Annotated in this window: 21 protein-coding genes and 1 pseudogene; 12 read left to right on the top strand and 10 right to left on the bottom strand. The window is 66.3% G+C overall.

The genetic code is table 11. The features are described 5' to 3' along the window. Window positions 1-38: 38 nt before the first annotated feature. The 5 genes from ACE10W_RS10200 to ACE10W_RS10220 are packed head-to-tail and all read right to left on the bottom strand — an operon-like array spanning window position 39 to window position 4,640. Window positions 39-923, bottom strand: coding sequence for an intradiol ring-cleavage dioxygenase (locus ACE10W_RS10200; protein ID WP_161535998.1), 885 nt, complete (start codon window positions 921-923; stop codon window positions 39-41). A gap of 15 nt (window positions 924-938) precedes the next feature. Further along, window positions 939-1,841, bottom strand: a complete 903-nt coding sequence (locus tag ACE10W_RS10205; RefSeq protein ID WP_304551346.1) for an NAD(P)-dependent oxidoreductase — start codon at window positions 1,839-1,841, stop codon at window positions 939-941. A gap of 21 nt (window positions 1,842-1,862) precedes the next feature. Then, on the bottom strand, window positions 1,863-3,236 hold the full coding sequence (locus tag ACE10W_RS10210; protein WP_304551348.1) for an amidohydrolase family protein: 1,374 nt from the start codon (window positions 3,234-3,236) through the stop codon (window positions 1,863-1,865). 4 nt (window positions 3,237-3,240) lie between these two features. Beyond that, window positions 3,241-4,320: a maleylacetate reductase gene (locus tag ACE10W_RS10215; RefSeq protein ID WP_304551349.1), complete on the bottom strand. Its 1,080-nt coding sequence runs from the start codon at window positions 4,318-4,320 to the stop codon at window positions 3,241-3,243. Then, window positions 4,317-4,640 carry a Dabb family protein gene (locus ACE10W_RS10220; protein ID WP_028175559.1) on the bottom strand — a complete coding sequence of 108 codons (324 nt, stop codon included), beginning with the start codon at window positions 4,638-4,640 and terminating at the stop codon, window positions 4,317-4,319. Before ACE10W_RS10220 ends, ACE10W_RS10215 begins: the two co-directional genes overlap by 4 nt. 108 nt (window positions 4,641-4,748) lie before the next feature. On the opposite strand from ACE10W_RS10220, the gene ACE10W_RS10225 reads away from it, so the two are divergent. The 6 genes and pseudogenes from ACE10W_RS10225 to mdlC all read left to right on the top strand — a co-directional run bounded on the left by ACE10W_RS10225 (window position 4,749) and on the right by mdlC (window position 12,478). Beyond that, window positions 4,749-5,672 (top strand): LysR family transcriptional regulator, encoded by a 924-nt coding sequence (locus ACE10W_RS10225; RefSeq protein WP_011085469.1) that lies wholly within the window; start codon window positions 4,749-4,751, stop codon window positions 5,670-5,672. 45 nt (window positions 5,673-5,717) lie between these two features. Beyond that, window positions 5,718-6,185 (top strand): MarR family winged helix-turn-helix transcriptional regulator, encoded by a 468-nt coding sequence (locus ACE10W_RS10230; RefSeq protein WP_028175557.1) that lies wholly within the window; start codon window positions 5,718-5,720, stop codon window positions 6,183-6,185. A 46-nt stretch (window positions 6,186-6,231) separates the two neighbouring features. Continuing rightward, entirely contained in the window at window positions 6,232-7,941 is a 1,710-nt protein-coding gene (locus ACE10W_RS10235; protein ID WP_304551353.1) for an FAD-dependent oxidoreductase, read from the top strand. 89 nt (window positions 7,942-8,030) lie between these two features. Further along, window positions 8,031-9,356 (top strand): MFS transporter, encoded by a 1,326-nt coding sequence (locus ACE10W_RS10240; protein ID WP_304551354.1) that lies wholly within the window; start codon window positions 8,031-8,033, stop codon window positions 9,354-9,356. A 29-nt stretch (window positions 9,357-9,385) separates the two neighbouring features. After that, window positions 9,386-10,834: an aldehyde dehydrogenase gene (locus ACE10W_RS10245; protein ID WP_304551357.1), complete on the top strand. Its 1,449-nt coding sequence runs from the start codon at window positions 9,386-9,388 to the stop codon at window positions 10,832-10,834. A gap of 22 nt (window positions 10,835-10,856) precedes the next feature. Beyond that, window positions 10,857-12,478, top strand: a pseudogene (gene mdlC / locus ACE10W_RS10250) (benzoylformate decarboxylase). A 72-nt stretch (window positions 12,479-12,550) separates the two neighbouring features. Here the strand turns inward: mdlC and ACE10W_RS10255 are convergent. Beyond that, window positions 12,551-13,801, bottom strand: a complete 1,251-nt coding sequence (locus tag ACE10W_RS10255) for a multidrug effflux MFS transporter (RefSeq protein ID WP_304551360.1) — start codon at window positions 13,799-13,801, stop codon at window positions 12,551-12,553. An 88-nt stretch (window positions 13,802-13,889) separates the two neighbouring features. Continuing rightward, the gene (locus ACE10W_RS10260; protein WP_304551363.1) at window positions 13,890-15,242 is read right to left on the bottom strand and encodes a glycosyltransferase; all 1,353 of its coding nucleotides are present in this window, start codon (window positions 15,240-15,242) and stop codon (window positions 13,890-13,892) included. 362 nt (window positions 15,243-15,604) lie between these two features. Between ACE10W_RS10260 and ACE10W_RS10265 the strand changes: the two genes are divergently transcribed. From ACE10W_RS10265 to ACE10W_RS10290, 6 genes are all read left to right on the top strand, one after another. After that, the gene (locus ACE10W_RS10265; RefSeq protein WP_304551365.1) at window positions 15,605-16,555 is read left to right on the top strand and encodes a c-type cytochrome; all 951 of its coding nucleotides are present in this window, start codon (window positions 15,605-15,607) and stop codon (window positions 16,553-16,555) included. A gap of 449 nt (window positions 16,556-17,004) precedes the next feature. Then, a complete protein-coding gene (locus ACE10W_RS10270; RefSeq protein WP_011085479.1) occupies window positions 17,005-17,730 on the top strand; it encodes a response regulator in 726 nt (241 codons plus the stop codon). A gap of 300 nt (window positions 17,731-18,030) precedes the next feature. Continuing rightward, complete coding sequence (locus tag ACE10W_RS10275; RefSeq protein ID WP_304551368.1) at window positions 18,031-18,558, top strand: DUF1127 domain-containing protein; 528 nt, start codon at window positions 18,031-18,033, stop codon at window positions 18,556-18,558. A gap of 235 nt (window positions 18,559-18,793) precedes the next feature. Beyond that, window positions 18,794-19,720: a cytochrome-c peroxidase gene (locus ACE10W_RS10280; RefSeq protein ID WP_304551370.1), complete on the top strand. Its 927-nt coding sequence runs from the start codon at window positions 18,794-18,796 to the stop codon at window positions 19,718-19,720. Further along, complete coding sequence (locus ACE10W_RS10285; RefSeq protein WP_304551372.1) at window positions 19,717-22,212, top strand: two-component system VirA-like sensor kinase; 2,496 nt, start codon at window positions 19,717-19,719, stop codon at window positions 22,210-22,212. The genes ACE10W_RS10280 and ACE10W_RS10285 overlap by 4 nt, the downstream gene beginning before the upstream one ends. A gap of 170 nt (window positions 22,213-22,382) precedes the next feature. Further along, window positions 22,383-22,649 carry a hypothetical protein gene (locus ACE10W_RS10290; protein WP_375762596.1) on the top strand — a complete coding sequence of 89 codons (267 nt, stop codon included), beginning with the start codon at window positions 22,383-22,385 and terminating at the stop codon, window positions 22,647-22,649. 44 nt (window positions 22,650-22,693) lie between these two features. On the opposite strand, the gene ACE10W_RS10295 is transcribed toward ACE10W_RS10290, so the two are convergent. From ACE10W_RS10295 to ACE10W_RS10305, 3 genes are all read right to left on the bottom strand, one after another. Then, window positions 22,694-23,842, bottom strand: coding sequence for an amidohydrolase (locus ACE10W_RS10295; protein ID WP_304551375.1), 1,149 nt, complete (start codon window positions 23,840-23,842; stop codon window positions 22,694-22,696). A gap of 81 nt (window positions 23,843-23,923) precedes the next feature. Continuing rightward, a complete protein-coding gene (locus tag ACE10W_RS10300) occupies window positions 23,924-25,117 on the bottom strand; it encodes a M20/M25/M40 family metallo-hydrolase (protein ID WP_304551377.1) in 1,194 nt (397 codons plus the stop codon). A gap of 116 nt (window positions 25,118-25,233) precedes the next feature. After that, entirely contained in the window at window positions 25,234-26,481 is a 1,248-nt protein-coding gene (locus ACE10W_RS10305; RefSeq protein ID WP_028175545.1) for an MFS transporter, read from the bottom strand. Between the last annotated feature and the right edge of the window lie 147 nt (window positions 26,482-26,628).

Here is a 26,628-nt window from a genome sequence, read left to right on the forward strand (position 1 = left end):
TGACGGACTCTTGCCGGTCCGCTGCGTTGTGGTTCGGCTTAGGCGGCTCTTGCGCTGCTCGCAACCTGCTTCAGGCCGAAATCGTAGTTGAGATGGAAATAGTCGGTGTCCACCATGCGACCATCCGGCGCACGCCCCGCCGGGTGGCGGACGAACTCGCGGATCAGGCTGTCCTTGACGCCGAACACCACGTCGCTGTCGAGATATTTGTCGCCGGCGACGAACACATGGGTCACGAGCTGCTCGAAGCCGGGCGCCGAGATCATGAAATGCACATGCGCCGGACGCCAGGGATGGCGGCCCTGCACCTCCAGCATCTCGCCGACCGGGCCGTCATGCGGGATCGGATAGGCGGCCGGCTTGATCGACCAGAAATGGAAGCGGCCATTGGCGTCGGTGTGGAAGCGCGCGCGCATCGCGAGATCGCCGATCTGGTCGAGCTGCTGCACGTCGTAATAGCCGTCATCGTCGGAATGCCAGACGTCGACGACGGCGCCCGCCAGCGGACGTCCGTCGACGGTCGAGACCGATCCGGTGACCAGCATGGGATCGCCTTCCATGGGACCGGAGATGTCGGAGCCGATGTCCTTCTCCGGCGCGGCCTGGACGAAGAACGGGCCGAGCACCGTGGTCTCGGTCGCACCTTCCGGCACCGGGTGGTTGATCGCGTCGACCAGCATGGAGACGCCGAGCGTGTCCGACAGCAGGATGAACTCCTGGCGCTTGTCGTCGCACATGTGGCCGGTGCGGGTCAGGAAGTCGATGCCGTATTCCCATTCCTTCTGGGTCGGGCGGACCTCGCGGACGAAGGCGTGAAGGTGGCGCACCAGCGCCTCGCTGACCTGCTTGATGCGCGGATCGGTTGCGCCTGCGATCCGCTCCAGCACCGCCTCCGTGATCGTGGTCTCGTTGAAGTTACGCATGGGTGTCTCCGTTGATCAGAGCTTCGGTTCGCCGAGGCCGGACAGCCGCTCGAGATGCTTGACGGTCGCGATGAAGTCGGCCTCGCCGTCGCCCTGCGCGACCAGCGAGCCATAGGTCTCGCGCACTTGCGCCGCGAGCTGCAGCGGCACGCCGACGGCGTGGCCGGCCCCGAGAATGAGATCGAGGTCCTTGGCCATCTGCTTGCAGGAGAAGGTCGATTCGAAATCCCGCGTTCGAAGCGGCGCGGTCTTGTACTTCACCATCGGCGAGGCCACCGCGCTGTCGTCGAGCACCTTCAGGATGTCCTGCCAGACGATGCCGCCCTTGCGCGCCAGCGCCAGGCTCTCCGCCATCATCGCGGCCGACACCGCGATCATCAGGTTGACCGCGAGCTTGGCGTAACGGGCCTCCTCGCCGGGCCCGAGATAGGTCTGGGCGCGGGTGAAAGCGGCGAACAACGGTTTTGCGTTGTCGAAGGCGTCCTTCGGACCCGAGACGAAGCAGGTCAGCGCGCCGGTGTGGACGATGCTGGCGTTGCCGGAGACCGGCGCGCGCAGATAGAGAACGCCGCGCGCCTGCGCGCTGGCCGCAACTTCGGTGGAGGCTTCGACACTCACGGTGCTGGTCTCGATCAGAACGGCTCCGGGGGCCATCGCGGCGATGACGCCGGTGGGACCGAGCAACGCGCCGCGCAAGGCTGCGTCGTCCGGCAGCGACGTGATGACCGCTTCCTTGCCGCTTACGGCCTCGGCCGGTGAGGCGGCGATCGAAATGCCCTGTGTGCGCGCCTCGTTGGTCCGTGCCGCGCTCCGATCGAACGCGGTGACGGCATAGCCGGCCTTGGCGACGAGTTGCGACATCGGCAGGCCCATCTTGCCGATCCCGATGAACGCGACATGTTTTAAAGCGTCAGTCATTGTTGTTGTCCATTGGCGCCTTCAGGCGGCGCGTCCCTGTCGTTCGATATCCTGCACCAGCCGCCGGCCCGATTGCGCCAGCAGCTCCTTCTTCGCCTCCAGCCCCTCGACCAGCAGCCGGCCGCTCCGCTTCTTCCACGCGCCGCCGATCATGATGGACTCGATGTTGGCGAGGCTCGTCTGCATCACGACGGTCGCGACGGGATCGTGCACCGGGACGAGATTGAGATCGGATGCGTTGATGATGACGAGGTCGGCGAGCTTGCCCGGCGTCAGCGAGCCGATCTGGCTCTCCCGGCCGAGCATGCGGGCGCCTTCCATCGTGATCCAGCGCAGCGCCTCGCGCACGGGGATGGTGGTGGTCGCAGGAATGGTGCCGCTGCCCCGGCGCGTCTCCGCATTGTCGAGCGCCCGCTGCATCGACAGCGCGACGCGGGCGGCGGAGAAGAGATCGCCGGCCAGCACGGATTCAAGATCAATGCCGATCGTCGGTCGCACGCCGCGCTTCAGCAGGCGTCCCGTGATCGGGAAGCCGTGGCCCTGGATCATCTCGTTCTCTGGCGTGACCGAGAACGACACGCCGAGATCGACCATCCGGTCGAGGAGATCGTCGGGCAGATCGTTGCCGTGGACGATATTGACGCCGGCGCCGACGAGGCCGGCCGCGATCAGCTTCTCCCAGCCATCCGGCGTCTTGGCTGGACCGCCGCCCTGGTGCATCGAAGCGATCAGCTTCAGCTCCCGCGCCAGGCGGAAGTCGTGCATGGCGACGTCGAGCGTCGAATAATGCGGACCCAGAATGGCAAGCCCGAGCGTGACGAGACCGTCGCGGTCGGCGAGGGGGCCGGCGAGCAGCCGCTCGACCTCGCGGCGCGGATGCGGCACTTCCGAGAAATGCGGCTCGCCGGGCTTCGGCTCCGGTTTCGGCGAGCCGTGGAAGAACGCGGCGCGGATGCCGCTCTCGATCAGGCCGCGCACGGCGGCATCGGTGTGATCGGGCGTCGGATTGTTGTGGCACCAGTCGACCAGCGTGGTGGTGCCGCAATTGATCTGGTTCAGCGCGCCGGCCAGCGTGGCGATGTAGATGTCGTCGGGCCGGAACACGGTCGCGAGCCCGGCATGCATGCGCCGGAAATATTCGAGCAGCGTCCAGTTCGCGGCATAGCCGCGTAAGCCCGTCTGCCAGGTGTGCATATGCGCGTTGACGAGGCCGGGGATGACGATGCGCCCCTTGCCGTCGACGATTTCGGTCTCGGCCGCGCCGCTGCCGAGGTCGATCGACGGCCGCACGTCAAGGATGCGGCTGCCTTCGACCAGCACGTCGCCGGTGCGGAGGTCGCCGATCGCATCATCCATGCTGATGATGGTGGCGGATCTGATCAGCGTGCGCCGCATCGCTTCAAGCCACAGCTTTGGTGGTAACAGGCGGCTCGCCGGCCCAGGCGCGCGCGATCAGGTCGCGGATGGCGCCTCGCTCGAGCAGCCGCGGATTCCAGTAGGCGTTGGTGACGGCGAGATCGGCCGCCTTGTCGATGCCGCTCTCGGGCATGCCGACATCGCGTAGCGCCAGTTTTGCATTCAGCCGTTTCGCTAGCTCGTAGAGTCCCTGCGACGCATCGGCCGCGCCGATCGCGCGCGCGACGCGCGCCATCGCCTCGGGCACGGCGGGGGCGTTGTAGGCCAGCGCATGCGGCAGCACGATGGTGTGCGTCTCGGCGTGCGGCAGATCGAAGGTGCCGCCGAGCGTGTGGCAGAGCTTGTGATGCAGCGCCATGCCGACCGTGCCGAGGCAGACGCCGCACAGCCAAGCGCCATAGAGCGCCTCGGTGCGGGCCTCGCGATCGTCGCTTCTGGCGGCAATGGCGGGCAGGGCACGCGCGAGCGCGCGAATGCCTTCTTCCGCCATCAACGAGGTCACGGGATTGGTGTCGCGCGCGTAAAGCGCTTCGACCGCATGCGCGATCGCGTTGATGCCTGATGTCGCAGCCAGGCTCGCCGGCAGCGTCAAGGTGAGATCGACGTCGTAGATCACGGTCTCCGGCAGCACGGCCGCATCGCGTACCGTGGTCTTCAGGCCATTCTCGGTCTGGCCGACGATCGGCGTCATCTCCGAGCCGGCATAGGTGGTGGGGATGCAGAGCTGGTTGACGCCGGTGCGCAAGGCGAGCGCCTTGCCGAGGCCCGTCGTGGATCCGCCGCCGAGCGAGACGACGCAATCCGCATCGCACGCCTTCATCGCCGCGAGCGCCCGCTCGGTAGCGTCAACCGGCGTATGCATGGTCGCACCCGGAAAGATGCCGGCATAAAGCGGGCCGAGCGCGGTCCCTAAGCTTTTGCCCTGCGCCTCCTGCTGCGGCGTCGTCAGCACCAGTGCGCGCTTGCCGCCGAGTCGTTCCACCTCGGCCTTGGCGGTAGCCAACGTTCCGCTGCCGAACACGACGCGGCAGGGCAGGTTTTCAAAGGTGAACGAACCGATCATGCGCCGGTCTCTTTGATGGGATAATCGACCTGAAAGCGGCCGATCCGCAAGTCGCCAAGCGCCTCGCGCACGCGCAGGTGCTCCGGGTGGGTGGCGTAGGCCGCAAGCGCGGCCTGGTCGGTGAATTCGGAGAACAGCACGACGTCGCAAGCGTAATCGACAGCGCTGACGTCGAGGCCGACTTCGATATGAGTGAGGCCGTCGATCCGGCCGCGCAGGCCCTCGAACAGGGTCTTGACCTTGGCCCGGGCGGCGGACCGCTCCTCGGGGGTCTCCCCGCGCAGCCGCCACATCACGATGTGCCTGATCCGGCCCGACATTTCCCAGTTTCCTCGCCTGTCATCTTGCTTGTGTTGGGCCCATTTTGGCTTGCGGGATACGGAAATAAAGGCCAATATTTGTAAGTCTCTTTTCCTAAAAGTGGAAAAATGGATCGCCTGCTCCAACTGGAGGTGTTCGCCAAGACGGCCGAGCTCGGCAGCCTGTCCAAAGCCGCCGAGGCCTTGCGCATGTCGAACGCGGCCGCGAGCCGCCATCTCAGCGCGCTCGAGGAGCGCCTCGCCGTTCGCCTGATCGAACGCAACACGCGCCGCCTGTGGCTGACGGAGGCGGGGCAGGAGCTGCTGGAGCGGTCCAGCCGGGTGCTGAGCGAACTGGCGGAAGCGGAGGACATCGTCAGCGATCGCGCGCTGTCGCCGCAGGGCATGCTGCGGGTCACGAGCTCGCTGTCCTTTGCGGTGATCTATCTGGCGCCGATGCTGCCGGCCTTCCGTGCGCGCTATCCGAAGCTCAACATGCAGATCACCACCGCCAACCGCTATCCTGACTTCATCGAGGCGGGCATCGACGTGGCGATCCGCACGCGCGAGCAGGAGCCGGATTCGAACATCATCGTCCGCCGCATCGGCCAGATGCGTCGCGTGCTGGCAGCTGCGCCCTCCTATCTTGCAAGCGCAGGCGAGCTCGAGCAGCCCGCCGATCTCGCGCGCCACAACATGCTCGTCTACAACCTTGCGAATGATCCCTATTCGCTGCGCCTGCGCAAAGGCAATGGCGCGCAGACGGTGCGCATCACGCCGACGCTCGACAGCAATGACGGCCAGGTCATCCGCGGCGCGGCGCTGGCGGGTCTCGGCATCCTCATCCAGCCGCTCTACATCGTCCAGAGCGATATCGCGGCGGGCCGTCTCGTCCCGGTCCTGCTGGATTGGGAGCTGCCTCTGCTCACCATGAACATCGCCTACCAGAACCGTGCCGGGCTGCCGGCCAAAATCAGGGCCTTTTCCGACTTCCTCGTCACCCACATCCGCGAGCATTCGCAGCCGGGGATATGGATGGACGCGGCGAAGTAAGTGACAGACATTGAAATCCCGACTGTTTCCGAGAAGGCATATCCATTGAAATCCAGGACATCCGGGACGGCGTGGCGGCATGCCAATATCGGCCGCCTGCTCAACAACGCGGTGCGACGTTTCGAAGGCCGCGTGCTCGAATTGATGAGCGAGCGGGGGCATGACGAGACGCGCATCGCCCATGTCAGTCTCACCCGCAATCTCGACGTGGAGGGGACGCGGCTCACGGAGCTCGCCCGCCGCGCGTCGATGAGCAAGCAGGCGATGGGCGAGCTGGTCGATCAATGCGCCGAGCTCGGATTGGTGGACCGCATCGCCGATCCGACCGACCGGCGCGCGCGCATCGTCATGTTCACGCCGGCCGGACGCAAATGGCTCGATGCGTTCCGCGATGCCGTCGACATCGCCGAGCAGGAGATGCGCGCCGAGCTTGGCAAGGCCACGATGGAGGCGATCTTGAAGGGACTGGCGGTCTATGGCGCGCAGTTCGACACGCTCGACGACGCCGAATAGTCAGGCTACTTGACGATATCGTCAGGCAACCTTACCATGCAGGATAATGCTGGTAGGGAGAAGCGCCTTGGAAACACGTCTGACGGCCGCCGTGCTCATCGTAGGCGGGGGCCCATGCGGGCTGATGCTGGCCAACGAACTCGGCCGCCGCGGCGTCTCCGCGATCCTGGTCGATGAAAAGCCGGGCACGGCGTTCAATCCGCAAGCCAATGCGACGCAGGCGCGCTCGATGGAGCATTATCGGCGGCTGGGTTTTGCCGACGAGATCAGGCGCGAAGGCCTGCCGGCCGATTATCCGACCGACGTCGCGTATTTCACCCGCTACACCGGCTATGAACTGGCGCGGTTTGCATTGCCGTCGTCCTCGCGCGCGAGCGAACTCGTCAAGGGCCTGTCCGGCTCCTGGAGCGCCGCGGAGCTGCCGCATCGCGTCTCGCAGAAATACGTCGAGGCGGTGCTGCGCCGGCACGCCGAACGGCTTCCCGGAATAAAGCTCAACTACGGTCATCGTCTCATCGGCTACACCGAGAGCGATGACGGCATCGTCGCCGACATCGAATGTCTCGACGATAACAGCCGCTTTCAGGTTCAGGCAGATTTCCTGGTCGGCGCGGACGGGCCGCGCTCGCAGGTCCGGCAATCGCTCGGCATCGTGTATGGCGGCGAGACCGGGACGCAGCGCGACTTCATGGGGGGCCGCATGCTGGCGGTCTATGTCCGTTCGCCGGAGTTCTACGCCAGCATCCCGCATGCCAAAGCGTGGATGTATAATTGCTTCAACGGCGATCGCCGCGCCTTCATGGCCTCCGTGAACGGGCGCGACGAATTCGCGTTTCACACCCAGCTCCGGCCGGGCGAAGACGAGAGCTCGATCACGGTCAACGAGGCCAAGGCGGCGTTCCAGCGCGCCTGCGGCGCGCCGATCGCATGCGAGGTGTTGTCGTTCCTGACCTGGACCGCCGGCCACGCGCTGGTCGCGAATGCGATGCAGCGGGGCAGGGTGTTCCTTTGCGGCGATGCGGCGCATCTGTTCACGCCGACTGGAGGCCTCGGCTACAACACCGCGATCGAGGATGCGGTCAATCTCGGCTGGAAGCTCGCAAGCGTCGTCAAGGGCGTGAGCCCGGCCGCGCTGCTCGACAGCTACGAGGTCGAGCGGCGTCCGGTGGCGCTTCGCAACACCGACTATGCGCGCCGCTTCGCCGACTCCCTCGGCCTGTTCGCGCCCGCGCCGGAGATCGAGGACGCCACTGACGCCGGCGGCGAGGCGCGGCGGATCGCGGGCGTCTATCTCGAGCAGCACGCCCGCGCCGAGTTCAACATCCCCGGCATCACCTTCGGCGGACGTTACGACGGTTCGCCGATCATCGTCTCCGACGGCAGCCAGCCGCCGCCGGACGCCGCGAATGTCTACGTTCCGAGCGCCTGTCCCGGCGGCCGCGCACCGCATGCGTGGCTGGACGACGGCGTGTCCTTGTACGACCTGTTCGGTTTCGAGTGGACGCTGCTCCAGTTCGGCGACGTCACGTCCAGCCATGCTCCGCTCGGCGAGACGGCCCGCGCGCTCGGCGTCGACGTCAAGCTCGTCACGCTGCCAAAGTCCCTGCGCGATCTCTACGAGGCGGACCTCGCTCTGATCCGTCCGGACCAGATCGTGGCCTGGCGCGGCAGCGCGTCGCAGGCCGGGACGATCGGACGCGTTCTTGCCCGCGCGCTCGGGCACGGCGCGGGCGATGGCGCGCGGCTGGCAAGCTGATCTGTTCCCGCGGCCACATCCAACCCGTGGCCGCACGGCAATAACAACAAACGCAATAACAACAAGCAACGACAACGGAGGAGGAAAACGTGACCACAGGAGCATTCGAGGACTACGACGAACATGCCGCCACCGCTGCCGCTACCGCGCAGACGGCGAGCGGCCGCTGGCGCATTCTGATCGCCGGCACCATCGGCACGGCGATCGAATGGTACGACTTCTTCATCTACGGACTGATCGCGCCGCTGGTGTTCGATCAGTTGTTCTTCCCGAAATTCGATCAGCTCACGGCGACCATCGCTGTCTTCGCGACGTTCGCCGTCGGATTTCTGGCGCGTCCGCTCGGCGGGATCGTGTTCGGACATTTCGGCGATCGTCTGGGCCGCAAATCCGTCCTGCTCTGCACGCTGCTGATGATGGGGCTTGCGACCATGTCGATCGGACTGTTGCCGACCTACGCCAGCGCAGGCGTGGCCGCGACCATCGCGCTCGTCGTGCTGCGCTTCCTCCAGGGCTTTGCGCTCGGCGGGGAATCGACCGCGGCGATCCTCATGGCAATCGAGACGGCGCCCGGCAACCGGCGCGGCTTCTCTGCCGCGGTGATCCAGGCCGCGGGACCCGTCGGCGTCGTGCTGGCCTCGTTCGCGGCGCTGGCGATCTCCCGGCTGCCGGAGGCGGATCTGCTGTCCTGGGGCTGGCGCGTTCCGTTCCTGATCAGCGCGGTGTTGGTCGCGCTCGGCGTCTACATGCGCTTGCGCATCGAGGAGAGCGCGACCTTCCGCGAGGCGAGGCCGGCTGAAACCGTGCCTGTCGTCGAGGCGGTGAAGGGACATTGGCGGCCGATCCTCATCGTGTTCTTCGCCGAGATGGCGCAGACGTCCTACTTCTACCTGACGGCCATCTTCACCATCTCGTTTGCGACGCGCCAGCTCGGCGTTCCGAAGGACGTGATCACGCAGGCCGTGCTGTTCGCCAATCTCGTCGGGCTCGTGGCCATGCCCCTGATCGGGGCCTGGTCCGACCGGATCGGACGCAAACGCCTGTTCCTTGCCGGCGTCGCGCTCGCAACCATCTCGATGTTTGCATTCTACGGTGCGATCGCGAGCCGTGACACGCTGCTGGTGACCTGTGCGGTGATATTGGCCGCAGGCGTAATCCATCCCCTGATGTTCGGCACCGAAGGGAGCTATTTCCCGGAGCTGTTTCCGACCCGCATCCGCTTCACCGGCGTGTCGATCGGAAAGCAGCTCGGCACGGTGCTCGGCGGCGGCATCGCGCCGCTCGTCGCCACCAGCCTGTTCGCGCAGACGGGCTCCACCTACGCGATCACAGGATACTACGTCGCGCTCGCGCTGGCAGCGATGATCGCGCTCGGCTTCGCGCACGAAACCAGCAAATCGCGGCTGCTCGGCTGAGCCCAGCCACAAACATCAGGGAGGTTCTCATGGACGTCAATCTTCTCATCAGCGGGCGGGATCAGGCCGCTTCGACCGGCAAGGTATTCGAGCGGCGCAATCCGCTCTCGCAGGAGGTCGCGAGCCGCGCGGCCGCCGCGACGGTTTCCGACGCCGACGCGGCGGTGGCGGCGGCGTCCGCCGCGCTCGCCGCGTGGTCGGCACTCGGCCCGAACGCGCGGCGCGCCCTGCTCTTGAAGGCCGCCGATGCGCTCGAGGCCAAGCGCGATGCCTTCATCCGGATCATGATGGCCGAGATCGGCACCACCGAAGTCTGGTCGGCCTTCAACGTCAAGCTCGCAACCGGCATGCTGCGCGAGGCGGCGTCGCTGACCACGCAGGTCGCGGGCGAGGTGATCCCGTCCGACAAGCCGGGATGTCTGGCGATGGCCGTCCGCCAGCCGGCCGGCGTGTGCCTCGGCATCGCGCCCTGGAACGCTCCGATCATTCTCGGCGTTCGCGCCGTGGCGACGCCGCTCGCCTGCGGCAACACGGTAGTGCTCAAGGCCTCCGAGATCTGTCCGGGAACGCACCGGCTGATCGGGGAGGTGTTCAGGGACGCGGGATTTCCGCCCGGCGTCGTGAACGTATTGACCAATGCGCCGGCCGATGCGCCGGCGGTGGTGGAACGTCTCATTGCCAATCCGGCGGTGCGGCGGATCAATTTCACCGGCTCGACTCGCGTCGGCCGCGTCATCGCCGAGCTCGCCGGCCGCCACCTCAAGCCGGTGCTGCTCGAGCTCGGCGGCAAGGCGCCACTGGTCGTGCTCGACGATGCCGACCTCGATGCCGCGGTCGCCGCCGTGGCGTTCGGGGCCTTCATCAACCAGGGCCAGGTCTGCATGTCGACGGAGCGCGTGATCGTGGATAAGGCGGTGGCCGATCAGTTCGTCGCTAAGCTTGCCAAGAAGGCCGGCGCGCTTCCGGCCGGCGACCCGCGCTCCGGGCCGGTGGTGATCGGTTCGATGATCGACGAGGCGCCGGCCAGGCATGTCGTTGCGCTGATCAATGACGCGATCGGCAGGGGCGCCGTCAAGCTTGCGGGTGGAGAGCGGGCCGGAACGGTCGTGCCCGCGACCGTGCTCGACCGCGTCGTCCCGGGCATGCGCATCTACAGCGAAGAGAGTTTTGGTCCCGTCGTGTCGGTGATCCGCGCGCGCGGCGTGGATGATGCGGTCCGCCTCGCCAACGATACCGAGTACGGTCTTTCGGCCGCCGTGTTCGGCCGCGACGTCGCGCGGGCGCTGACGGTGGCCCAGCGCATCGAAAGCGGCATTTGCCACGTCAACGGACCGACCGTGCACGACGAGGCGCAGATGCCGTTTGGCGGTGTGAAGGGATCGGGCTACGGCCGTTTCGGCGGTCAGGCCGGGATCGCCGAATTCACCGAACTGCGCTGGATCACGATCGAGACCCAGCCTCAGCACTATCCCTTCTGATCGCGTCACCACACGGCGAAACATGCCGGGAAATCAACCCATGAACTCAAAAGTCCTGACGGTCCGGGAAGCAACCCTCGGCGTGCTTCGTTCCTTCGGTGTCGATCGTGTGTTCGGCAATCCGGGCTCGACCGAGCTCGCCTTTCTCGGCGACTGGCCCGACGACATCGATTACGTGCTCGGCCTGCAGGAAGGCTGCGTCGTCGGCATGGCCGACGGCTATGCGCAGGCGACCGGGCGTCCGGCCTTCGTCAACCTGCACTCGGCGGCCGGGCTCGGCCACGCCCTCGGCAATCTCTTCACCGCGTTCCGCAACAAGACGCCGATGGTCGTCACGGCGGGCCAGCAGGCGCGCAGCCTGCTGCGGATGCGGCCTTATCTCTTCGCGGAGGATGCCGAGCAGTTTCCGAGGCCCTATGTGAAGTGGAGTTCGGAACCTGCGCGGGCGGAAGATGTGCCCGCGGCCATTGCGCAGGCCTTCCTCACCGCCATGCAGCATCCGCGCGGCCCGACATTCGTGTCGGTGCCGTCGGATGATTGGGCGCGGGCGGCCGTCGCGCCGCCGGTGCGCCACATCGCAACGGAGTTTGCGCCCGATCCGGCGGCGATCGTCCGGCTCGGCGCAGCCATCGCAGCGGCCAGCAAGCCTGCCTTTGTCGTCGGACCCGAGATCGATCGCAACGGCTGCGTCGATGCCATGGTCGCGGTCGCCGAACAGGCGAGGGCGGCGGTTTGGGCAAGCCCGATGTCGAGCCGTTCGAGCTTTCCGGAATTGCATCCGCAATTCGCAGGCTTCCTTCCGGCAGCGCCCGGAGGGCTCGCGCGCGCCTTGCGCGGCGTCGATCTGATCGTCGTGGTCGGAGCGCCGATGTTCACCTTCCACGTCGAAGGACAATGCGAATTGCTCGACGACGGAACGCCGGTCTGGCAGATCACCGACGATCCGGCCGAGGCCGCGGCCGCGGCGGTCGGTGACACCATCATCAGCACGCTCCCGAAGGCGCTCGTCGCGCTTCGCTCAGCGCTGCCCGACATCGCGACGCGCGAGATGCCGGCCGCGCAGACCCGGCCTGCCGCTCCCGCCGCGCAAAATCCGATTCCTCCGGCCTATGCGCTGAGCCGGCTGTCGGCGCTGATGCCGCGCGATGCGTGGTCGAGGAGGCGCCGTCGCATCGTCCCGCGATCCAGCAGTTCCTGCCGCGGCCGGGCGCGGACAGCTTCTACACCATGGCAAGCGGAGGGCTCGGCTACAGCCTGCCGGCCTCCATTGGCGTGGCGCTGGCGCGGCCGGGCCGTCGCATCGTCGCCCTGATCGGCGATGGATCGGCGATGTACTGCATCCAGGCGATCTGGACTGCGGCGCAGCGTCGCCTGCCGATCACTTTCGTGATCATGAACAATTCCGGCTATGGCGCGATGCGGGCCTTCAGCCAGCTGATGCAGGCGCATCGTCCGCCTGGAATCGACCTGCCCGGGCTCGACTTCGTTGCGCTCGCCAGGGGGCACGGTTGCCCGGGCCGCCGCATAACCGACGTCGCCGATCTCGACCGCTGTCTCGCCGAAGCATTGGCCTCGGGCGGCCCCGCGCTGGTCGACATCGCCGTCGACGACGCCACGACGGACCTGTTCAACCATCCGCGCTAGATTTGTTCGGCGATGAAACCCCCTTTGGCGTCGGCGCGCGCCGGGTCCTTCAGCATCGGCGTCCTGCGAACCTCAAGAACTCGTGGAGCTGCGGATCGCTTCGCCGGCACCGATCACCTGCGATCGCAGGCGACGGTCGGCGGAACGCGCGACCAGACAATACAGGACCAGCGCGAGGAGCGACGACGCTGCCATGACCGCCGTCATCGAGAGCGCAGTCCGTCCGTCGAAGCGAACCGCCACCAGCCCGCTCGATATGGCGCCGGCGATCAGTTGAATGCTCCCGGCAGCCGCGCTGACGGCGCCGGCGATCTCCGGGAGGTGCTGCATCGTCGCGCTCATCACGTTCGGCACGCTGAGCCCGAAGCCGAGTGCCACCGCCATCAGCAGCGCGACGACAAGCGCCGTGGGCATCCAGCCGGTCAGTGTCATCCCGAGCAGCACGACGCTCGCCGCAGCCGACAGCGCCAGCCCGATTGCGAGCATGTGGCTTGAGGATATCCCGCGCCGGCCGAGCTGCCCGTCGAGCAAGGCACCGCCCATCACGGATGCCGAGCAGGCGCTGAAAATCAGGCCGTATTGCTCGGGCGAGAGCCCGACGGCGCCGACGAAGAACAGCGAGGCGCCGGTGACGTAGGCAAACACCGTCGCGCCGCCCGCGGCGCCGACCAGGATGTAGGCAACCGAGACCGGATGCGTCAGCACCCGGCGATAGCTGTCGATCACGGCGGACGGCACCAGGCGCCCGGACGGCGCGATCGCTGCCGTTTCGGCGAAGCGAAACATCACCACCACCAGCAGCATGAAACCTATCGCGGCCTGGGTTGCATAGATCGATTGCCAGCCGGCAGCCGCCAGCAGCGCCGCGCCGGCCGTCGGCGCGATCACGGTCGCGACGTTGACTGCGACCATGATGTTGCCGATCTTGCTTCGCGCGGCGTCGCCGTCGAAGAGATCGCGGATGATGGCAAAGGTCGTGGCGGTTGCGGCGGCGCCGATGCCTTGAACGAAACGGCCGAGCAGCAGAACCGGCAGCGAGGAGGCAAACGCACAACTGATGCTGGCGGCGACGAACAGCGCGAGGCCGAAGCCCAGAACAGGCTTGCGGCCAAGGCGGTCCGAGACGGGTCCGTAGATCAGCGGCGCGGTGGCGAGGCTGAGCATGAAGGCGCTCATCGTCAACCCGACATCCGACGCGCTCACGCCCAGTGTGGCGCCGGTGGCGGCCAGTGCCGGCAGGTTGATGTCGATGCCGGAATACGGCACGGCCGCAAGAAGGCCGAGCAGCAGCGTGAATGCAAAGGTGTCTGGTTCGATTCGCATGGGCGAGCATCCGGTGACATGTGACGAACTTCTACGGAGCGACGGAGCGCGGTCGCTCCGCCCTCCATCGCTCCGTTCAGACGTGCGATCAGGCACGCCGGCCGGAGCGCCGTCCCTGGCTCGCTGCGATTGCTCGCAGGCGTGACACTTCCGTCTCGTCGGTCACGAGTTCGCCGATGACCCGGAGAATTTCCGTCCGCGTGTCGATCTCGGCGAACTCGTCCGCGATCTGCGTTGCGCGGAATTGATAGCGCGGTTGGTCGAGCACCGTCCGCACCGCCTCGCGCAGGGCCTGCGGAGTCGGCTCGTTGGTCGCAAGGTTGATGCCGACGCCGGACCATGCGACCCGCGCGTTGACGTCGGCCTTGTCCTCGGTCAGTCCCGCGGTGACCAGCGGGATGCCGAAGCTCAGGGCCTGATTGACGCTGCCATAGCCGCCATTGGTGACGAGCACGTCGACGTTCGGCAGCAGCCATTCAAACGGCAGGTAGCTCGCGATGCGTGCGTTCGACGGGACCTTGCCGGGAATGGCGTCCACCGGGCGGCCGCCTGCGGTCGCGATCACCATGATGTCGGGCTCGTCGGCCAGCGCCGCCAGCGTCGGGGCAACCAGCAGGTTGAAATTGTGGTTGGCCACCGTTCCCTGCGTCACCAGAACGATCTTGCGTGTACCATCGAGCTCCTCGGCCCATGACGGCGGTGGGACCTGGTTGGCGATGATCGGAGGCGTGCCGACGAAATGCACGGAGGACGGGATCTCGCGCGGAAATTCGAAGCTCGGCACCGACAATTGCAGATAGGCGTCGCCGAGAGCGACCACGGAATGGAAAAGCGGCATTGCTATCGGTCCGACGCCGAGGCCCTTCAGGGTCCGGTTCAGGCGCAGTGACACCGGCTGATCGACCGCCGCATCGAAGTCCCGCGCCATGGCCGCATAATGATCGCGTTCGTCGTCGGTCCGTGCCGGCGGCAAGCCGAGGAAGTTCGGCGCACCGTCCTCACGCGCCCAATGCAGGAACGAGGTGCCGCAGAGCGCGATGGGGGGCCGCTGCGAGCGCGGTCCGAGCAGCATCGGGAGCACGCCGAACAGCATGTCGTCGCCGACGATGATATCGGCCGGGAATTGCTGCAACGCCTGCAGCAGCCCCTGGTGCTGGGCCGGAATGGCGTCGACGAAGATGCGCTCGCAGGCCACGCGGAACCACTCCAGCCCCGGCGGGATGGTCTTGAGTTCGGGGACCCGCGAGAAGACGTCGTTCGGATCGAAGTCCGCGCCCTCGGGAAGGGGAAAGAACTTGACGCCGCTGGCCTCGACGCGGGCGCGAAAGGCGGTGCCGGTCATGAGAGCAATCTCATGACCCTCGGCGACCAGGATCTGCGTGATTGCCAGCATCGGATTGAGATGACCCGTCGCAGGCGTCGAAGCGATAAGAATCTTCATGGGAGATGACCTCTTGATGATCGATGTACGGTCGCCACCGGGCGGCCGCTCTCGTGAGCAAGAGGGAATTGAAGGGATCGCGGTTACACCAAGGCTTCCGATGGTCGCCAAATGGTTACGGCGGCAACGCATCGTGGCGCGGCCAAGGCCGACATGCCGGTGGCGATGGTGTCGTCGTGCAAGGACTACAGTTGTAACGCGCGCGGCCGGCCGTGAAACGGAGCGGTAATGCCGCGCTCGTAACCCGGCAGAGCGCCGTTTGGCGCGCCGCGCCATTCGGCGGCGATTTTGGCCGAAGCCGATTATTGACGACCGAGATAGCGCGCGGCCTTGACCACGCAGAATTCGTTGAGGAAAACGTCATGCAGAATATTGTCGCCCTGGTTGCGATGGTTGCTCTCATCGTGCTCCTGGTCTGGTCGGGCGTTTGCGCCCTGCGGGCACGGAATCCACTGGTGAAGTGGGGCTGCGTGGTGCTGGCGGCAATGCTTACGATCCCGCTGTCCGGCGTGAGCGCGTTGACCGCAGCGGGCATCGCCAAGCAGTACGCGCGCTCCGCGCCGGCCCCCGATCTCAAGGTCGAGGCGACACCGGAACGCATTGCCCGCGGCAGGGCGGTCGCCGACGGCTTCTGCGCCGGGTGTCACTCGAAAAGCGGCGTGCTGTCGGGTGGCGGCGACGTCGGCGAGGATCTTCCGCTTCCGATCGGCTCGTTCGTGCCCGCGAATTTGACTCCCGCCGGAGTCCTGAAGCATTGGTCCGACGGCGAGATTTTTCGCGCCATTCGCAATGGCGTCGATGCGCGGGGGCGATGGCTCGCGATCATGTCCTTTACCAATGCCGGCCGGCTGAGCGACGACGACACCAAGGCCGTGATCGCCTACATCCGCGCCTTGCCCGCGAGTGGTGAGGAGACCCCGGATCCACCGGATCGCTTCAGCGTGCTGGGCCTTGCGATGCTGGGTGCCGGCCTGTTGCCGGATGCAAAGCCGGTCTTCACCGGTGTGATCACCGCGCCGCCGAAGGGGCCGACGGCGCGCTACGGCAGGTACTTGCTGTCCTATCAGGATTGCCGTGAGTGTCATGGCAAGGATCTCTCCGGTGGCGTGCCCGGCCAATTGCCTCCGCTCGGACCCGACCTCGGTATCGTCAAAGACTGGAGCCAGGCGCAGTTCATCACGACCATGCGCACGGGTGTCGATCCGAACGGACATCGGCTCGACGACCAGATGCCGTGGCGGCCGATCGGGCGGATGGACGACGACGAGCTCGCTGCGATCTACCTGTACCTGGCGGGTCTCCCGCGCTCCTGACATATCCTGACAAACGATCTGTTGCGGCTGGCCTTTCCCGGCTGCACCACTGTCGTTAGCACGCCGGATGCGCGCAACGGCAAAAGCTCACGCGCAGGTGAAGTCGACGTCGCGCGCGCAGGAAAATGTTGGCAGTCTTCTCGCCATCGCTCGCGCAGTCGTCGTCACTGCAGTCGTCGTCACTGCCGAACAGTCACCTCGTCGCCGACGAACGATCTCGCACACCGGCGCATTGGAATCGCTCAAAAGTAGCATTTGCTAGGATCACAATTATTCACGTCTGCGACATCCGGCGGAGTTGGCCGCAGAAATACCGGGTTACGGCATCATCAAGTGGTCATGAACGTTGTCGTCGCATGGCGACGGTTTTGTTGTCCCCCATATTATTCCGAGTGATTGCGAATCTTGAACGTGACCCGGTTGGTGACGACGGATTTTGAGAGTGAAGTATGCTTGCAGATGTTGGCCACATCGTTGTTGTCGATGACGATCCCACCTTGCGGCAGATGGTGATCAGATATCTGGAGGAGCACAATGTCCCGACCAGGGCGGCGTCCAACCGGTCTGAACTGTACCACTATCTCGAGGCCGGTCAGCCCAGTCTGATCATCCTCGACCTTCGCCTCGGTCAGGAAGACGGCCTGGACCTGCTGCGGGAAATCCGGTCGCATTCCGACGTGCCTGTCATCATCACGACCGGCCACCGCCCCGACGAGATCGATCGCATCGTCGGGCTCGAGCTCGGCGCTGACGACTACATCATCAAGCCGTTCTCCTTGAGAGAGCTGCTGGCACGCGTCCGGGCGGTGTTGCGGCGGCAGGAGATGGGCCGTGCCGCGCGCGCCCGCGATCCCGAGCGCGGCGGCTATCGCTTCAACGGCTGGAAGCTGGAACGCCGCGGCCGAAAGCTCATCGATCCCAGCGAAGCGCCGGTACCGCTCAGCAAGGGAGAGTATGCCTTGCTGCTGGCCTTCCTCGAGGCGCCGCAGCGCCCCCTGACACGCGAGCATCTGCTTCAGGCCACCCGCATCCACGAAGACATTTTCGATCGCAGCATCGATGTTCAAGTGTTGCGGCTGCGGCGCAAGCTGGAGGTCGATCCGAGTGCGCCGCGCGTCATTCAGACCGAGCGCGGCGTCGGCTATGTCTTCGCGGTTCCCGTAGATCCGTTCTAGGGCGCAAGATCCGGACCCGAAGGGTCACGTTAGCGCGAAGTGTGCGGCGGTCTTCCCTCGCGACAAACGCGGAACGCGTCTGCGCGGAGATCATGTTCGAACAATGTGGCGGCCGCCGGATTGCAATTGTAACCCCTTTGCCTGTGGCGGTGATCTCGGCGTAACAGCCGGCCGGCACATAGTCTCCCACGAACAGCGTGTGGGAGATCTACGATGAAGACGCATTCTCACGGTGTCATCCGTATTGTCCGGCCGGATGACGCGGAGCCCGATGGGCAAGGCTGGTCCGATGGCCGCGGGATGGCCCGTCTCGGTTCTGGCGGCACCGCGCGGCAGGGCCTCGCCGACATCGGTTCGGATTCGGCGCCGCCGGCTGCGCAGCCGGGCCAGGAGCTCAGCACATTCTGGTGGGCGGTCCTTACCTTCTTCATGGAAGGGTTTGCCCTTTATGGTGCCGCGTTGCATCCGACCGCGGCCATGCCGGTTCACGCAATACTGGCGGCACGGAGGGATTGGCAGTCGCAGCCCAACGCCAGCGAGCCGGCGGAACCGGTGCAGGGCCGCGGCAGCGACGGGGCCGAGAGCAGCGGCAATGTCGTCGAACTCGGTCGCTCCCGGCGATTCGAGGTGCAACCGGAGCGTCGCTGGAGTCCGCTGCGTTCGGCCGGTGAGACGTTGACGGTCTTGCTGTCGCACGCGCGCCGGGAGCGCGAGATCAGACGAGCTGTTGCCGCTCTCAAGGAGCTCGACGACCGGACATTGCGCGATCTCGGCATCCACGGCCGGTCGGAGATCGAGGGGATGGTGAGGTACTGTCATGATTGCTGAGGCGCTCTACCTTGCCTTCGCCGGACTGGGCCTGTTTCGCGCCGCGCCTCGTTCGATGATCTGGTGCGGCCTCCGTTTCCGGATCCGGCGATCGCCGCATTCACGAAATCATCGAGCCTCGATCAAAAGCCCTTGAATAGACGCGGTTGCTTTCGCTTCCGCCCCCATATCACTGACGGTGCGACGATTGACTGGATTTCGCGGAGCCGGATCAGGCGCCGGCTATCGGGGGGGCTTGATCGCCATTTGCGCGGTGCTGCTGTGCTGCGTGGAAGTCACGCCCGCGCCGTCGCAGCCGCCGTCGGCGCACGCATTTGACCGCGGGGAGCCGATCTCGCCAATTCCCGCGGCCCCTGCCGCCGACCCGCTCAAGGTCGCCCTTGGCGAGAAGCTGTTTGGCGATCGCCGGGTCTCGCATGACAATTCCCGCGCCTGCCAATCTTGTCACGATATCGCGACGAACGGCGCGAGCCAGAAGCGGCACGATGTCGGCCTCAACGGGGCGGAGCTTGCGCTCAACACGCTCACCGTCTTCAATTCGACGCTCAGCTTTCGTTTCGGCTGGGAAGGAAAATTCCGTACCCTCGAGGCCGATATCGAGGCATCGCTGCAAAGCCAGCACACCATGGGCAGCAGCGCGGCGGAGGTTGCCGCAAAGCTCGATGCCGATCCCGACATGCGCGATCGTTTCGTCACGGCCTATGGCCGCCGTCCGGAAGGCGCCGATGTCGTCGACGCGCTGGCGAGCTTTCAACGCACGCTGGTCACGCCGGGCAGCAGGTTCGATCGCTGGCTGAAGGGCGACGACGCAGCCCTTTTGGCCGGCGAGCTGGACGGATACCGCCTGTTCAAATCGCTGGGTTGCTCCGCCTGCCATCAGGGCGTCAACGTCGGCGGCAATCTGTTCGAGCGGCACGGCATATTCCATCCCCTCGCGTCGCCCGAGCCCAGGATCCTGCGCGTGCCGAGCCTGCGCAACGTCGCGACGACCGCGCCGTATTTTCATGACGGCAGCGCGCCGACGCTCGATGACGCGGTTCGCAAGATGGCGCTGGCCCAGTTGAACGCGACGCTGACAGACCAGCAGGTCAAGGCGCTCGTCGCCTTTCTCAACAGCTTGACCGGGACCTATCGCGGCGCGCCCGTCGGAGGCTCGCCGTGAAATCCGCTCCCGCCGTGATCAGTGTCGCGTTCGTGCTCGGGCTTCTCACCTGGTTGCTGTTGCACGGGCTGAACATCAACTCGGCGCGCTATGACAGCCAGCTTCGGTCGCTCGGGGATTTCACCCGGTTCGAACGCGGGATGACCAGGGAGGTCCTCACCGCGCGTGCCGGCCTGTCGCGCAACTATGACGCGCTGGTGCATATGGTAAATGCCTATGACGATGCCCTGACGCGGCTGCGCGACACGGCAGGCCTCGACGCCGAGCAAACCAAGGTGATCGATGTCCTGTCGGCGCGTGCCGACCGGCAGGAGAGCCTGATCGAACGGTTCAAGAGCAGGAACGCGTTGCTGCAGAACTCCTTTGCCTATTTCGGCCTGTTCAGCGACAGATTGGCCACATCGGAGTCCCGGCCGCTGGTGACGGCCGCCTCCGCGCTGGCGGCAGCCATGCTCCGCCTGACGCTCGATACGTCGGATGCCGCAGCGCGCCAGGTCGAGGACCGACTGGAAGAGCTGGCGCAACTGCAAGCGCCGCCGGCGGAGACGGATTCGGTCCACGCGCTGCTGCTCCACGGACAGATGCTGCACGACCTTCTGCCTGACATCGACACGATCCTGAAGACGCTCGTCGCCGAATCCAACAACCGCGAGCAGGATGCGATGCTGGCTGTGATCCTGAAGCGCCAGCTTGCCGCGCGCGCCTCGGCGCGCAAGACGCGGTTGCTCCAATATATAACTTCGCTGCTGCTGCTCTCCGGCATCATCTATTTCGGAATGCTGTTGCGCAAACGGGCCATGGCGCTGCGCCGCCGCGCCGCATTCGAACACGTGATCGCCAATATCTCGATGCTGTTCATCAATTCGAGCAACGACGGAATCGATGCGGATGTCGAGATGGCGCTTCGCCAGCTAGCCGGATGCATCGGCGCTGACAGGGCCTATTTTGCCTGCGTGGTCGGCACCACGATGCACACCTATCGGTGGTCGCGCGACGGCATCGCATTCGAGCCCGGCTGGCCGGAGCGGGTGCTGAGCCTCGCACCGCGATTGGACGGCGGCGAAGACGGCATCGTCTATATCCCCAGGATGAACGCCTCGCATCCCCATGACGCGATGCTCACCGAGGCGGGTGTGAGCGGCTGGCTGTGCATCATGGCGGCCTACGGAAGCCGCGATGGAATTCTCGGCTTCGATGCGGTGCGCGGAGGTGCGCTCACATATTGGTCCGAAGTCTCGCTGTTTCGCATGGCCTTTGACGCCATCGGCAACGCGATCCGGCGGGCCCGCCTCGAAGGGGAGAAGGAGCGCCTCCAGGCGAGCCTGCAACAGGCGCGTCGCATGGAGACCATCGGGACCTTTGCCAGCGGCATCGCCCATAACTTCAACAACATCGTCGGCGCCATTCTCGGCCATGCCGAAATGGCCGATGCGCGGGTCGCGCCGGGAAGCCGGCCGGCCGCGAGTCTCGCCGAAATCCGCCGGGCCGGCGAGCGGGCGCGTGAGCTGATCGAACAGATTCTCGGCTTCGGGCGCCGCGGCGAGGGCAGGCGGGAGCGCGTTTGCCTCAGGACCCTGGTCGACGAAACCAGATCGCTGCTGGCCGCATCGCTGCCTTCGCACGTCACATTCGAAGTGGACGAGACGGCCGACATTGCCATCGTGACGGGCGAGCCGGCCCAATTGCAGCAGGTCATCCTGAACCTGTGCAACAACGCGGCGCAGGCGATGAAGGAGCCCGGCCGTATCGAGCTCCGCATCAAGGTGCACGATCTCGCCAAGCCGTTGTCGATCGGGCGGAGCGAGGTCGGTCCCGGCCGCTTCACCGTCATTTCGGTCGCCGATCCCGGGCCGGGCATGGACGAGGCGACGCTGGAGCGGATCTTCGAGCCGTTCTTCACCACCCGCCCGGACGGTAACGGCCTCGGGCTCGCGACGGTTCGCGAGATTGTCGAGCAGCATGGCGGCGCCGTCGCCGTGCAGAGCAGGCCGGATGCCGGCACGCGCTTCGACATCTGGCTGCCATCGGGCGAGCCAGTCGAGCCGCAGCCCGCTCAACACGGCTCGGATCCGGCGTTCCTTGGGGCCGGCGAAACCGTGCTCGTCATCGACACCGACCGCCGCCGCCTGTTGCGCTATGAGGAAATCCTCGCAGCGCTGGGTTATGAGCCCGTCGGCTTCACTGGGCTCGCGGAAGCGATCGCCGCCTGCCGGGCCGCGCACGCCCGTTTCGACGCGGCGCTGGTCTGTCATCTGCCTGGCGGCTCCTCGCTCGATCTCGCGGCGGCGTTGCATGATGCGGCGCCGGCCCTGCCGATCATCCTCGCTGCGCCCTCGACGCGCGACCTGGCGATGCCGTCGCTCAAGACATCCGGCATCACCGAGCTCGTCCATCACCCGCTGGCGTCGGCGGAGCTCGCCAGCGCGCTGGCGCGGAGCCTCGTCTCGTCGGCCACGAGCGGAAGATTGCGGCGAGCCGCCGGGGCTTGCTAGCCCGCCGGCCCGCGACGACAAGGCCTACGGTTGCAGTGGTAACGCGATATCACCGCCGGCGAAATGGCCGGGTAGCCGGGATCTCCTATTCTTCGCAGGCGCGTGTTCGCAAGGTGCGAATGCGCAGGCGTCACCGCGATAGGAAACAGATGATGTCAATCAGACTTGGCGTGACCACCGTCGCAGCTGCGTTGTTGTTCTGGCCGGTTTCGAATCTCAAGGCAGGAGGGAGCGCGGGCGCCCCCACGCGGATCGCCTCGCCCGGCAATCCTCCTCCGACAAAATTCGCAGACCTTTTCCGGCAAGCACCCATCGGGCACCGGCAGCCTCGGCCCGGCGATTTGTCCGAGCCTGTGCAGGCTGCGCCCGTCGACGTCGAGCTGCGACGGCTCGATGCCGAAATCGACCGCAAGCTGATCATCTGCCGCGGCTGCTGATCATGCCGGATGGCGGCGTGCACAAGGCCCGCCGCCTCCGCGTGCTAGTTCGACGCCAGCGCCGTCTTGGCCACCTCGGCCATCCAGCCCGATGCGACCGGGAGGATCGCGTCGTTGAAATCGTAGCGCGGGCCGTGCAGCTCGGCGCCGTCGCGCAAGTCGCCGTTGCCGATCCAGACGAACGCGCCGGGCCGGTGCTTGAGGTAAAAGGCGAAATCCTCACCGGCCATGCTGGGCGCAAGGTCGCGCCTGACCTCGGCCCGCACCTTCTCCGCGGCGGCGCGCGCAAGGCCCGCCTCATCAGGCGTGTTGACCACGACGCCGACGCCCATGACGATCTCGGGCGTGACCTTGACGCCAAAGCTCGTGGCGACGCCGGTGCAGATCTCGCCGATCCGCGCGAGGAGGACGTCCTTCACCGCCTCGCGATGAAACCGCAGCGTGCCGCGGATCGCGACCTTGCCCGCGATCTGGTTCGGTGCGGTGCCGCCTTCGATCGTGCAGAGCGAGAGCACGGCGGTGTCGAGCGGATCGACACTGCGCGCCACGATCGACTGCAGCGCCACGATGAGATGGCCGGCCGCCATGACCGGATCGCGCGTCAGATGCGGCATGCCGGCATGCCCGGCATGGCCCTCGATGGTGATGGTGACGCGTCCCCCAGAGGCCATGACGACGCCGTCATGGACCGCGATGGTGCCGGCGGCAAGGCCCGGCCAGTTGTGGAAGCCGAACACCCGGTCCATCGGGAAGCGCTCGAACAGCCCGGCACCGACCATCGCGCGCGAGCCGCCATAGCCCTCCTCGGCCGGCTGGAAGATGAAATCGACCGTGCCGCTCCAGCTGGTGTCGGCGGCGAGCAGCGCCGCGGCGCCGAGCAGCGAGGCGGTGTGCCCGTCATGGCCGCAGGCATGCATCACGCCTGATGTCTTCGAGGCGTAGGGCAGGCCGGTATCCTCGGTGATCGGCAGCGCGTCCATGTCGGCGCGCAGGCCGACGCGGCCCTGCGCGTGACCGCGCGTCAAGGTCGCGACGACGCCGTGGCCGCCGATGCCGGCCTCGAAGGGAATGCCGAGCTCGGCGAGCCTGTCCTGCACGAAGGCCGCGGTCGCCTTCTCCTGGAGCGACAGTTCGGGATGGGCATGCAAATGGCGGCGCCACGCGGTCAGTTTCTGGTGCAGTTCGGGTGTCAAGATACGGATCTCTCGTGTCGGTTGGCGGAGGTTCGTAGGATGGATTTCGCTGCGCTCGACCCATCCTGCAGGCTCACATGCTCACCGCATCGTCGCAAGCTGCACGGTCAGCGCGCAGGCGCGGTCGTATTCGTCGAGATTGATCCATTCGTCGACCGTGTGCGCCTCGTTCTGGCCGGCGCCGAAGGTCACGGTCGGAATGCCGTGGCGGACCATCCAGTTGGCATCGAGGCCGCCATTGGCGGCGCGGACATTCGGGGTGCCGCCGACCGCGGACACCGCCTCGACCGCGCGTTTGACGACGGGGAGGTTGTCCTTCATGCGGAACGGGTAATAGTCGGTCTCGGCCTTGAACTTGACCTTGCCGGACTTGCCTTGCGCATTCGTCACCTTCTTGGCCGCCTTCTCGAACGCGGCCTTGTAGGCTTTCGTGATCTCCTTGAAGAATTTTCCGTCGTGGCTGCGGCTTTCGCCGCGCACATGCACGTAGTCGGTGACGACGTTGGTGGCATCGCCCGCGGGGCGCCCTTCGCCGCCGGTGACGGGGCCGATATTGCTCGTCCCTTGCTGCTTGCCCTTTACCACCTTGCCGAACCAGCCGCCGGCCTTCACGTCCGCAAGGGCGAGCGCCATGATCATGGTCGAGGAGATGCCGCGCTCCGGCGCGACGCCGGCATGCGAGGCGCGACCGAAGATCTCGACGGTCCAGCGGTCGGCCCCGACCGCGCCGATGATCACGTTGGAGGCCGAGCCGCCGTCGTAGTTGAAGGCCATCACCGGCGAGCCGAGCTCGTCGAGCTTGACGTGGCGCGCGCCGTAGAGCCCGCTCTCCTCGCGCACGCAGAACAGGAGCGTGATCGGCGGATGATCGAGCTTCTGCTTTTCGAGTTCGGCGGCCAGCGTCACCAGCACGCCGCAGCCGCAGCGATTGTCGCCGCCGAGCGCGGTCTTCGCCTCGTTGACGATCTTGCGCCCTGATTTTTTCGGCTTGGCGCCGGCGCACAGCGGCACGGTGTCCATGTGGGTCATGAACATGATGCGCGGCTGGTTGTGCAGCGCGCCGCGGCCGGGCAGGTCGACGATGAGGTTGCCGGTCTCGGTCGGCACCGGAATGCGGGTGTTGGCGTCGTCGAGCCGGATCGCCTTCGCCGGCACGCCGCTCTGCTTCAGCGCGGCGGTGAGCTCCCGCCCGATTGCCGCCTCCTGTCCGGTGACGCCCTCGACGGAGAGGAAGCGCATGAGGCGATCGGTGGCGGCTTTGGTGTCGACAGGCATGGACTGGAATTCCCTTGATGCAGGTAGCGGCGCAGGCTCGTAGGATGGGTAGAGCGAAGCGAAACCCATCGACCCGTGTGCGAAGATGATGGGTTTCGCGAAGCGCTCTACCCATCCTACGAACGCGGCGACGTATAAGTCAAAAAGATCAGCACGCCGAACGCCAGCGCCGCCGCCATGAACAGCAGTACGGCCGGCAGCCCCGCGAGCGCCGCCACCGCGCCGGTGACGGACTGCATCAGCGCGGTGCCGAGAAAGAAGGCGAGATTGACGGCAGCGAGTGCCTTTCCCGCGACCTGCGCGTCGACGAGTTGCCTGGACATGCCGAACAGCAGCGGCTGGGCGGAGGTGAAGAGCCCGATGAGCACGAACAGTGCCAGATCGTAGTGCGGCGGCATGACGGTCACGCCGAACAGCCATGCAACGGCAAAGTGCGGGGCTCCCAACGCCATCAGCGCAAGCAGCAGCGCCGCGCACGCGTGAGTGCCGGCCACCAGCTCGCGGCGGCGGCCGATCCTGCGGTCGATCATGCCGATGAGAAGCGGCCCCACGATCATCGCGAGCGTGAAAGCACCGAGCTGGTTGCCGGCCTCGACCCGCGTCAGTCCCTTGATCTCCATCAGCCATGGTCCGCCCCACAGGCCGCGCAGCACCAGCGAACTCGCCAGCGACACCAGCGCCAGCGCGATCAGGCCGCGCAGCGGCCGCGACAGGCCGAGCCTGAGCACCTCGATCATCTGCGCCATCGGCGAGGAATGGTCCTTGTGCTCGGCCGGCTGGTTCGGCACCAGCGCGAACACTGCGAGCGCCACCACGACGCCGCCAGCTGCGGAGACCCAGAACCCGGCACGCCAGCCCCAGGTGTCGACCACGAAGGCGAGCGGGCTCGACGACAGCAGCATGCCGATATTGCCGATCGAGAGGATCGCGCCCGACCACAGTCCAAATCGCGCCGCCGACAATTGCTTGGCCGCGAGCGTCATCGGGCACATCAGCATGCCCGAGGTGGCGACGCCGAGCATGAGCTGGCCGACCGCAAAGCTCTCGGGGCCTGTCGCAAAGCCCGACGCGACCGCGCCGAACACGGTTCCCGCCAGCAGGGCGAGCGACACCGGCCGCACGCCGAAGCGATCCATCGCCGCACCGACCGGAATCTGCGCGGCGGCAAAGGCAAAATGATAGACCGAGGTCAGGCTCGCCAGCGCCTGCGGCTCGATATTGAAGTCCGCCGCCATCAGGTCGAGGCTGATGGCTGGAATGGTGCGCAGCAAGGTCGAAAGCATATGACCGCAGGCGAGCGCGACCAGCGCGAAGATCAGCGCGCGGGTGGCGCTTCCCGCCTCGTCAGTGGCTGCGGTCCCCATGAGTGTCCCGTCCCGTGAAGGTTTTGGCTGGGGTACATGATTGACGGGACGGTGCCAATGGGGGAAGGGCAGGCCCGGCTATTCGAGATTGTGGCGTCCGAACTTTCAGCTCGTCGGGTGGGTCGAGCAACACGAAACCCCTCAACC

Origin of the sequence: Bradyrhizobium sp. B025, from assembly GCF_042257955.1 — a bacterium.
In the GTDB taxonomy this organism is placed as follows: Bacteria; Pseudomonadota; Alphaproteobacteria; order Rhizobiales; family Xanthobacteraceae; genus Bradyrhizobium; species Bradyrhizobium diazoefficiens.